The organism is Solidesulfovibrio aerotolerans, assembly GCF_009856865.1.
GTDB lineage: Bacteria > Desulfobacterota > Desulfovibrionia > Desulfovibrionales > Desulfovibrionaceae > Solidesulfovibrio > Solidesulfovibrio aerotolerans.
Genome location: NZ_WVUD01000076.1, coordinates 1 through 8,859 on the forward strand (window position 1 = coordinate 1; position 8,859 = coordinate 8,859).

Below are 8,859 nucleotides of genomic sequence, written 5' to 3' on the forward strand. Positions count from 1 at the left end.
CCGTCTTCTTCGGGACCATGGTTCAATTCTGGTTCTGGTTTACGGGCAACGAACTGCCGCCGGTTGAGGATGCGCCGGACGATTCCAAAGGGGCGCGGTTCGCCACCCCAAAAGAAAAGGCCGCCCTTCGCGCCGAAAGCGGCATGGCCTTCGGGCATGTGGATGGCTCCCCTCTCCTGCTGCAAAACGAAAAGCACGTCCTCATCATGGCGAGCACGCGAAGCGGCAAAGGCGTTTCGCTAATCATCCCCCATTTGCTGCGCTATCCTGGCTCGGCCTTTGTCCTCGATCCCAAGGGCGAGAACGCCAAGGCCACAGGCCGCCAAAGAGCCGCGCTCAACGATAAGGTGCTGTACCTCGATCCCTTCGGCATCTCCGGCAAGCCCAAGGCCCGTTTCAATCCCCTGTCCCGGTTTACGCCGGACAACATGGAAGCGGAAAGCAAGGCGCTTGCGGCCGCTCTGGTCATGGGAGAAAGAGGCATTCGGGATCACTGGACGGGAAGCGCCCAACAACTCTTGGCCGCCGTGATCCTCCATGTTGTGACAAGCCCTGCGGTCCTGCCGGAGGAAAAAGACCTGGGAACCGTTAGGGCGCTCCTGCTCAAGAACATTAACAGCGTTCTTGAACTGATGCTTGAAAGCGACGCGGCGGACGGGCTTTTGGCGCGGTTGGCTTCGTCCTTTCTGCAAACCCCTGAAAAAGAATTCGGCTCGATCCTTTCGACGGCGCAGCGCGAAACCGAGATTTTGGACAACCCCTTTATCGTGGCCAGCTTGGCGGCGGCGGGGCCGGGGGAAGAGGTGAACTTTGCCGACTGGCACAAGGGCACGATGTCGGTCTTTTTGTGCCTGTCCGCGCCGAAATTTCCGGTCTTTAACCGCTGGCTTCGCCTTGTCCTGACGGCGGCCCTCGATGAGATGACGGACAGCCTCAACCCGCCGCCGGTGCCTGTCTGCTTCACGCTCGATGAGCTGGCCACCCTCGGTCATTTGCAGATCGTCGAGAACGCCGTAGGCCTCTCGGCCGGATATGGCATCCAGCTCGTCACGGTATTTCAGGACGTGGCGCAAATGCGCGATCTTTACAAAGGCCGGTGGTCTTCTTTCGTTGGCAACGCGGGCGTGCGGGCTGTCTTCTCCCTTGATGACTACGAGACGGCACATTACTGGTCACAATTCATGGGCGGGCACTTGGTCGAGACAACAAACCAGCAACAAGACATTTACGGCATGACCAAGGGCCAATCGAAGGGCGAGGCCATGCGCCCCTTGCGCACGACCGAACAGCTCATGCTGGAATTTGCGAAAGATCAAATGCTCGTCCTGCCTCAGGGTTCCAGGCCGATCATCTCCGACCGCGTGCCCTACTTCCACGATCCTGGTCTTTCCGGGCTGTGGGACGATCCGCGTGGGGACGAAGCGAAAAAGCCCGAAATCCCCGCGCCGCCGGTTGTCGCGCCTGACCCTAATAATTGGATATCTCTTACAAAACGGCAGGAAGAGAGACATCCCAACATGAAAAAATTCCTGTTGCAAAACCAACAATCTAAAGATGTCAAAAAAAACAGTTAATCCCATTTTCATTGTTTTTGATGATACTTTTTGAATGCATATCGTGTGTTCCTTTTGCGGAGCGGGAGATCAGCCGCTTATTGTTTCCAAAACAAGCGCTTTCATCTGTGAACAGTGCGCAAAATCCTGCGTGCTCCTTTTTGAAGAGAAGAAAGAGCAACGCGAGGAAAGAAACGATACCGAAGACAGGCCTTGCAATGGATCTTGAGCTAGAACGCTTTAAAACCGATATTGACTTGATCGCCTTTGCGGCTTCACGCGGTTATGTCAGTGATCGGCGCGAAAGCTCCCAAAACTGCGAAGTGATGCGCACAACGAACGGCGATAAAATCGTGATCGTCAAGCATCTGGACAACAAAGGCGCAGAACATTGGGTTTATTATTGCGTAAGGGATGCCCGCGACAACGGCACGGTGATTGATTTTCTGCAATGGCGCGGCGGCGGCACGCTTGGCCATATCCGCAAAACCTTGCGGGAATGGCTTGGGTCGCCGCGCCCGGTTCCTGTTGGCGTGACGATCCGCAAGCTTCTTCCTGTCTCGCACGACCGGGCGGGGGTCTTGCTGGCCTGGGAACGCGCCCGGCCATGCCTGAATATCCCCTATCTCACGGCGCGAGGCCTTGGGCCTGACGTTTTGATCCTGCCGCAGTTTGCCCACTGCCTCCGCACGGATGAGCGGGGAAACGCTCTCTTCCCGCATTATGATTGGGAAGGGCTTTGCGGCTTTGAGGTCAAAAACAAGGGCTTCACGGGCTTTTCTGCGGGAGGCTCAAAGGGGCTGTGGTTCAGCAAGGCCAAAGCTGGGGCCTCGCGGCTTGTCTTGGCCGAAAGCGCGATAGATGCGATTTCTTACCATGTCGTGAACCCGGACGCGGAAGCGCGGTATCTGTCCATAGGCGGCACGATGAACCACGGCCAGCCGGAATTGATCCGGAGCGCTATGGAAAAAATGCCGCCCGGCTCGGAAGTGATCTTAGCCTTTGATTACGACGAAGGCGGGGAAGCGCTGGCGGAAGAGGTCACGGCCCTTGCCCCTTCTTCGGTCAAGGTCCGGCGGGTTTTTCCGCCTGTCGGCATGGGAAAGGATTGGAACGAGGTTTTAAAGCTGCAAAAAGGGATTGTGGACTCGGCTTTCCCGGCCTCGGTCGGGTCAGAGTTCGGCAAAACCCCACCTGTTGCGACGATAGCGCGGCCCCGCAAAGCCAGGTTGCCGCGACCCAAAAACAAGCGCTAAGCCAAAATCGACGCCAGGGCCGTTTTTCGGCCTCCTGGCGCGTCTTTTCTCCGGCGGCGAGGTCTGTAGCCAAAACCTCTTTAAAGCCCCTCCCGCCTCATCTCTGGGCGCGTCCAGCCCCTTTCTTTTTCCTATTGCCCGGTTTCGGTTCTGGCACCCTGCGCCAAAGGCGCATCTGAAAAACGTGTGAGCGAAGCGAACGCCGATTTTTTGTGAGGGCAACGGCGGACCGGATTTCCATACAGGTGTTTTAAATTTACAGGGAGTCTATAGGGTAATACAGGGGGCGGCCCTGTAAGCTAGGCTGGCCGTGGCTTTGCGGGCAAGTCGCGCTAGCGTTTCAGCGCAAAGGCGCTAGCGTTTCAGCGCAAAGGCGCTAGCGTTTCAGCGCAGATTCGCCTTGCAGGCGCTAGTGTTTCAGCGCAAAATCTGCTCGCGCAAACCTAGTTATCCACAGCCCGGCGAGGAATCCGCATGGACCGGAAAGACCTGCAAGAGATCATTACCGAAACCCTTGCCATTGAGGCTGAAGACGCCAAGCGAGCTGGAAGGCTTGGCTATATGGCTCGAACATTCGTGCAAGCCACCCTGCCCCATAAAGCGACCCCATCAAATGAGTTTTATCGAGAAAACGGGTTGTTCTCCCTGACCATTCTTGCGCCAACCCGGATTGGCCTGCCATACGGTTCTATTCCGCGCCTGCTGCTCTCCTGGATGACAACGGAAGCGATTTACACGCGCTCCCCCACCCTTGAACTTGGCCCGACGCTTTCGGCCTTCTTGGCTGAATTGGGCCTTGAGCGCACCGGGGGGACGCGTGGTGGCATCACTCGATTGAGAAAACAGGTCGAAAGCCTTTTCTGTTCCTCGATCTCTTGCCGTTATGCGGATGAAGGCTCTGCGCAGGGCGCGGGCTTTATGATCGCCAAGGATTATTCCCTGTGGTGGACTCCTAAATCCCCGGATCAGCTCCCGCTTTGGAAATCGACCGTCACGCTTAGCACAGACTTTTTCAATGAAGTGATTGAGCGTCCGGTTCCGGTCGATATGCTGGCCTTAAAGGCCCTTAAGCGCTCCCCCATGGCGCTCGATATTTATTTTTGGCTGACTTACCGCATGTCTTACTTAAGCCGAGATACGGTCATTCCTTGGCCCCTGCTGCAAGGACAATTCGGGGCCGACTACGCCCAGAACGCGCATGGGCTGAGAAATTTTAAGGTCAATTTCCTTAAGCACCTCAAAAAGGTTCATGCTCTTTATGGCGCGGCAAAGGTGGGGGAAGTAGAAAACGGCCTTCTCCTGAAACCAAGCCCCCCGCACATTGCAAAGCGCCAAATTCCAATGCTGGAAGGAAAGCGCCGAAAGATCGAAAGCCCAAGCGCTGCCGAACGGTTGGCCCCCATGTTGGCCAGCACGGACATTCTGCTTCGCACGGACACTTACGAGAAGGCCCGCCGAGCTGCGCCGGGTCTTGATATTTATGCCCTAGAGCAAGATTGGCGGGAGTGGATCGCGAAGACGGGCAAACTGCCGGATAACCCTGATGGCGCGTTTATTGGCTTCTGTAAGCGAAAGGGAAAACAGCACGGCCAGACCTAAAGCCCTGCTTTCTTGTTTTCGTGCTTTCTGGCTTTCTTCTTTTCTACCGTAACCCGCGCTTTTCTTCCCACGCGTCCAAGGCTTCTCGCAACAAGGCATTAAGCTTGAGGTCGGCGTCTGCCGCTCGTTGTCGGAAACGGCGGCGAAAATCAGGATCGACCTTAAAGTTCAAAGGGGCGCTGCTCGAAGAAGGGGCAACGGGTACGCTCGGAACCTCCGGCTGCCTCCCCGTGGCGTCCGGGGAAACGGTTGCCTTGCCTTTGACGGCAACCAAAGAGGATGAAAGGTCAGCGGGTTTCTTGGCGGCCATTTTTTCTTTCCTTCTGCTTATCGTGCTTTCGTGCTTTCGTTCATTCGTGTTTTCACGAACTCCCATAATTCGACCATTTCCCCGGCGCTTCGACCACGCGGGTCGATCTCAAGCACGGTGCGGCCGTCGATCATCGAGGCGGCATAATCCACGCGGTCATGCACGATGGACGGGGCCACTACGCCATGCGCGGACAGGGCAGCCATAGCCTGGACCGTCAAGCGGCTGTTGGGCTTGGCCTGGGTCACGGCAAACGCGAACGGACGCCCTGCCTCGGTGGCAAGCTCAACCGTCCGCCCAACGGCCCGCAAGTCGTGAGGACTTGGCCTAGTGGGGATCAGAACAAAATCGGCCTGGGCAACGACGGATCGAATGGCTTCGGTGATAGCCGGGGGGGTGTCGATGAAAGCAAAGGAAAAACCGATTTGGCCGAGGGCTTCCAATTTCTCGGCAAGATCCTTGAGGGCCATGGGGGCGAAGGCGGGGGCTTCATCCGCCCGGCCATTCCACCAATCGGAAAGCGAGGCCTGGGGGTCGGTGTCGATCAGGACGCAAGGACCGTCCCCCGCCTTTTCCGCCGCAACGGCAAGGTGAGCCGCGAGGGTCGTTTTCCCTGCGCCGCCTTTTTGACTAGCGAAAACAATAGTTTTCATTTTCGTTCTTTCTGGCTTTCGTGCTTTCGTTTTAGAAATAAAACACGATTTCGTGTTTTCGTAATCGAATAGTAGAGGAACGAAAACCAGAAAGCACGAACTTTTTTTTCTCCGCAGAATAAGGGAGGCATCCGGGCTTATGCCCGGACGCCGAGGCTGGATCAGTATTCATCCGGCAAAAGGATCGTGGTTATGCTCCGGTCGGCTTCGGTGATGATCCAAAAAACGTTGGAGCCATATCCCCGCGCGGGCTGGCTGGGGTCAATCGGATAGGCCGAGACAATCCGCAAGCCTTCACTGGTGGCCTCGGTGTTGCGCTCTGCGTCTTCGGCGCAAACCGTGCCCCAATCGCCGCGAGCATGACGGGAAAGGCCATCATGAATCCGAGCGGGAGGAACGCTGTCTAGGGCACCGCGTGTCGCCACGATCTGGCCGAGGGCAAAAGGCTGAAAGGTTGTATGGGTCATTTGTTTGTCTCCTTTGGGTTTGGGTTGCATCTCTGCGATGCAACCTTGCCCGTCGGCGAGACTGGGGTAGCAAACGGAAAGCCCCCTTCGCGGGGAACCAAAAAGCATTTTTCTTGCGCCGCTTGGCGAAAGAAAACTGTCTTTTTGGGCGGAAGGGGCTTGTAGAGCGCGAGGGCGGAGCCCTTAGCAAACGCCCCGTCTGGTGGGCAAATAATCTTGACAAGTGGCCCCCACCAAAGGCCATCTTGTGCTCGGGTCAAGATGCGGCTAATAGCAGGAGCCCGTAGGATCGGGCTTTGAAACGTTGAGACTTGTGACACAAGAGAAAACGCCCCACAGCTAAAATAGGCCTTATCGTGCAGGCGTAAGCACGTCTTTTAAGTAATTAAACAGCAAGGAAATTTTATGAGCGAAAATGTTGTAAAAGCGAAAACGACTAAAATTGAAATCTTACACAACAATGGCGAAACGACTTTCAGAGTAAAGACAGGAAGAGGGTCGGCCATACTCTCTGCGATGTTGTCACTGCCTGCATTTATATTTATCATGCTATTTGCTGTAACCAGAAAAGGATCCGACGACACTACCGGGGTTACGATTATTTTTATTGTAAACACAGCAATTTTTTTGTGGGCATGTACGCACTGGACTCATTTCGTAAATATTACTGTAAAGCCAAGCGGACTTGTAGATGAGAAAGGAAAGTTTTTTGTTTTTAAAGACATATCTTCTGTTCTAGCCGAAAGCAATAAGATCGTGATCAAGTATGGCTCAGAAGAAATTGAGTTCCTTGGAGGCATACACTATGATGATGCAGAAACTATAGTTGAGTGCATCAAGCGAGTCGGAAGAATGAACAGATAATTTTCTATTTATTTCGGATGTAAAACTTGTTTTCAGCAGTCAGTAACTTCTTTTTTACAGACTTTCCTCATGCACTGATAGCTTTTTAATCCTATGAAAACTAACCCTACCGCCAAAGCTTCTCAAACCGCGCCGGGTTGGTGGCGGTATATCTCACGGTGTGTTGAATGTTCCGGTGTCCAAGGTAGTCTTGGATCAGGCGCGTATCCGCGCCCTGGTCGGCCAGGGCGAAGCCGCAGGCGTGGCGGAGCATGTGGGGATGAGCGGGCAGGGGAAGGCCTGCCGCTTCGCCATAGCGCTTGATCGCAACCCAAGCGGTTTTCCGGCTCAACGGCCCGCGCCGCTCACTCACGAAAAAGGAGTCCGTGTCGGGCTTCATCTTGGCCCGATCCGCCAGCCATGCCTTGATGGCCCGAAGCTCATCCGCCCGCATCGGGTGCGTGGTGGAGAGGCCTTTTTTCAGGCGTGCCACATGAAGAACGCGGCTTTCCGTGTCCACTTGGGACAGAGCCAGCCCACAGGCTTCCGACACCCGCAGCCCATGGCGGAACATGAGGAGCAAAAGGCAACGGTCTCGGGCCTCATTCCGTGCGCCCTTGGTGGCCGCCAGAAGCCTTTCGACTTCGCGGCCTGTGAGGTGTTTTCGTTCATTCATGGGATACAGAACTTAGAAATCGAAAACGGCCTCGATGTCCCTCATGCCCTGTAGAACGCGAACAACCACGATGCCGTTTTCGATTGGCTTATAAAAAATGATGTAGTTCCCTACGGAAAGGCTCCGCAAAAAAGGCGCTAGCTCTTCACGGCTGATGCCCATACGCGGAAACTCTGCAAGAGAAAGACACCGCGCCTCGATCTTTTCGAGAAAGCTATCGGCGTTCTCGATATTATCGCGGGCAATGTAAAGCCAGATTTCATTAAGGTCGGCTTCTGCCTGGGGGAGCTTTAGAACAATGGGCATCAGAGAGAAGCCCCTCCCCGTTCAGCCGCCAGCCGCTTACGGCCAAGCGTCTTGATTTCCTCAATGTCCAAGGGTGTGGCTTCGCCGCTGTCCAGGCCCTTTTTAATTTCTGCCCGGAGTTCTTCAAGCCGCATGGCCTGAAGGCGTTCGCGCTCATCAAGCAGGCGTAAGGCTTCCCGCACGACTTCGCTCGCGCTTCCGTAACGCCCGCTGCTAACCCTACTTTTGACCATCTCTTCCAGATGGGGCGTGAGAGAAATGTTCATTGTTTCGCCTCCTTCCATCAGCCGATAACAAACTTTGCTAATTTTTGTTATTATAAGGCCTGTTGAGACAGGAAGCCAGCCTTTTTGGGGACTGGCGTCTTTTTGTCTAATGTTTGGGTTTAAAGAAGCCCCGAAACCCCAAGGATTCCGGCCCCTGTGTTTTCAGACATTAGACAAAATACAATATTTTGTCTAATAAAATACCCTATCCGAACCTAAGGAAATTTTGTAGAGAATCCGAATTTATGATCAATCTTTAACGACGCCACCGGAGGGTCAAATGAAAAAAATTTTGGTATTACTCACCACCGTCGCTTTACTCGCACTCGCAGCCTGCGCCAGCAAACCGAATGATGATCAAATCAAAGCAGCACTGGAAGACAGCATGAAAACGGCAGGTATCAGCGACTATTACGTCATAAAAGATTTTACAAAAACAAATGGATTTGAAAAAGACGCCAAGACATACATCGCTGATGTATCATATATTGTTGCCTCAAAAGAAGGCGTAAAGCTTAGCATGCCAATTATAGACAAAGCCAGTAACTTTTTCAAAATACTTGTAGTGGCAAAGGGTATGCGTGTAACAGAAAAGATCACCATCATAAAAACAGAGAACGGCTGGTCTGTAGACAAAAGATCAGACGGAAAATTTCAAGCCCTGACCAGTGATGGCCGGTGGGTTGAGCACACTAACTAACAGAAATCCTCTACTTAACACGGAGTAGGCGAAATTAACTCGCCTGCTCCGTCAAATAAATATGCATAAATTCATATCAACAAGATTGTTTTGCATCACAATACATTTCTGTCCGGCTAATTTAGAAGAGATAGCCTGCTAGAATTGTTTGGTTTTAAGCGTTGCCGTCGCGGGTCAATGAGGTCGAGAATTTCACATTGCTGAAACAGATTTCGTTGCACCAGCCGGGC

Annotated in this window: 11 protein-coding genes; 5 read left to right on the top strand and 6 right to left on the bottom strand. The window is 53.9% G+C overall.

The genetic code is table 11. The features are described 5' to 3' along the window. The 3 genes from GTA51_RS19615 to GTA51_RS19625 all read left to right on the top strand — a co-directional run. Window positions 1-1,574: type IV secretory system conjugative DNA transfer family protein (locus tag GTA51_RS19615; protein ID WP_160964144.1), on the top strand; the 1,574-nt coding region annotated here is incomplete at its 5' end. 197 nt (window positions 1,575-1,771) lie between these two features. After that, window positions 1,772-2,809: a DUF3991 and TOPRIM domain-containing protein gene (locus tag GTA51_RS19620; RefSeq protein WP_160964146.1), complete on the top strand. Its 1,038-nt coding sequence runs from the start codon at window positions 1,772-1,774 to the stop codon at window positions 2,807-2,809. Window positions 2,810-3,283: 474 nt separating this feature from the next. Then, window positions 3,284-4,408 carry a replication protein RepA gene (locus GTA51_RS19625; protein ID WP_160964148.1) on the top strand — a complete coding sequence of 375 codons (1,125 nt, stop codon included), beginning with the start codon at window positions 3,284-3,286 and terminating at the stop codon, window positions 4,406-4,408. A gap of 43 nt (window positions 4,409-4,451) precedes the next feature. Here the strand turns inward: GTA51_RS19625 and GTA51_RS19630 are convergent, their stop codons facing one another. The 3 genes from GTA51_RS19630 to GTA51_RS19640 form a co-directional block, all read right to left on the bottom strand. Further along, complete coding sequence (locus GTA51_RS19630; protein ID WP_160964150.1) at window positions 4,452-4,718, bottom strand: hypothetical protein; 267 nt, start codon at window positions 4,716-4,718, stop codon at window positions 4,452-4,454. 17 nt (window positions 4,719-4,735) lie between these two features. Further along, the gene (locus GTA51_RS19635; RefSeq protein WP_160964152.1) at window positions 4,736-5,371 is read right to left on the bottom strand and encodes an AAA family ATPase; all 636 of its coding nucleotides are present in this window, start codon (window positions 5,369-5,371) and stop codon (window positions 4,736-4,738) included. A gap of 161 nt (window positions 5,372-5,532) precedes the next feature. Beyond that, window positions 5,533-5,838: a type I restriction endonuclease subunit M gene (locus tag GTA51_RS19640; protein ID WP_160964154.1), complete on the bottom strand. Its 306-nt coding sequence runs from the start codon at window positions 5,836-5,838 to the stop codon at window positions 5,533-5,535. Between the two features lie 405 nt (window positions 5,839-6,243). On the opposite strand from GTA51_RS19640, the gene GTA51_RS19645 reads away from it, so the two are divergent. Further along, entirely contained in the window at window positions 6,244-6,702 is a 459-nt protein-coding gene (locus GTA51_RS19645) for a hypothetical protein (protein ID WP_160964156.1), read from the top strand. Window positions 6,703-6,808: 106 nt separating this feature from the next. Here the strand turns inward: GTA51_RS19645 and GTA51_RS19650 are convergent, their stop codons facing one another. From GTA51_RS19650 to GTA51_RS19660, 3 genes are read right to left on the bottom strand one after another with little or no spacing between them, the layout of a single operon-like run. After that, window positions 6,809-7,357, bottom strand: coding sequence for a tyrosine-type recombinase/integrase (locus GTA51_RS19650; RefSeq protein WP_160964158.1), 549 nt, complete (start codon window positions 7,355-7,357; stop codon window positions 6,809-6,811). Between the two features lie 12 nt (window positions 7,358-7,369). Further along, window positions 7,370-7,663: a type II toxin-antitoxin system RelE/ParE family toxin gene (locus GTA51_RS19655; protein ID WP_160964160.1), complete on the bottom strand. Its 294-nt coding sequence runs from the start codon at window positions 7,661-7,663 to the stop codon at window positions 7,370-7,372. Further along, window positions 7,663-7,929, bottom strand: a complete 267-nt coding sequence (locus tag GTA51_RS19660) for a type II toxin-antitoxin system ParD family antitoxin (protein WP_160964162.1) — start codon at window positions 7,927-7,929, stop codon at window positions 7,663-7,665. Before GTA51_RS19660 ends, GTA51_RS19655 begins: the two co-directional genes overlap by 1 nt. A 280-nt stretch (window positions 7,930-8,209) precedes the next feature. Between GTA51_RS19660 and GTA51_RS19665 the strand changes: the two genes are divergently transcribed. Further along, a complete protein-coding gene (locus GTA51_RS19665; protein ID WP_160964164.1) occupies window positions 8,210-8,629 on the top strand; it encodes a hypothetical protein in 420 nt (139 codons plus the stop codon). The last annotated feature ends 230 nt before the right edge of the window (window positions 8,630-8,859 follow it).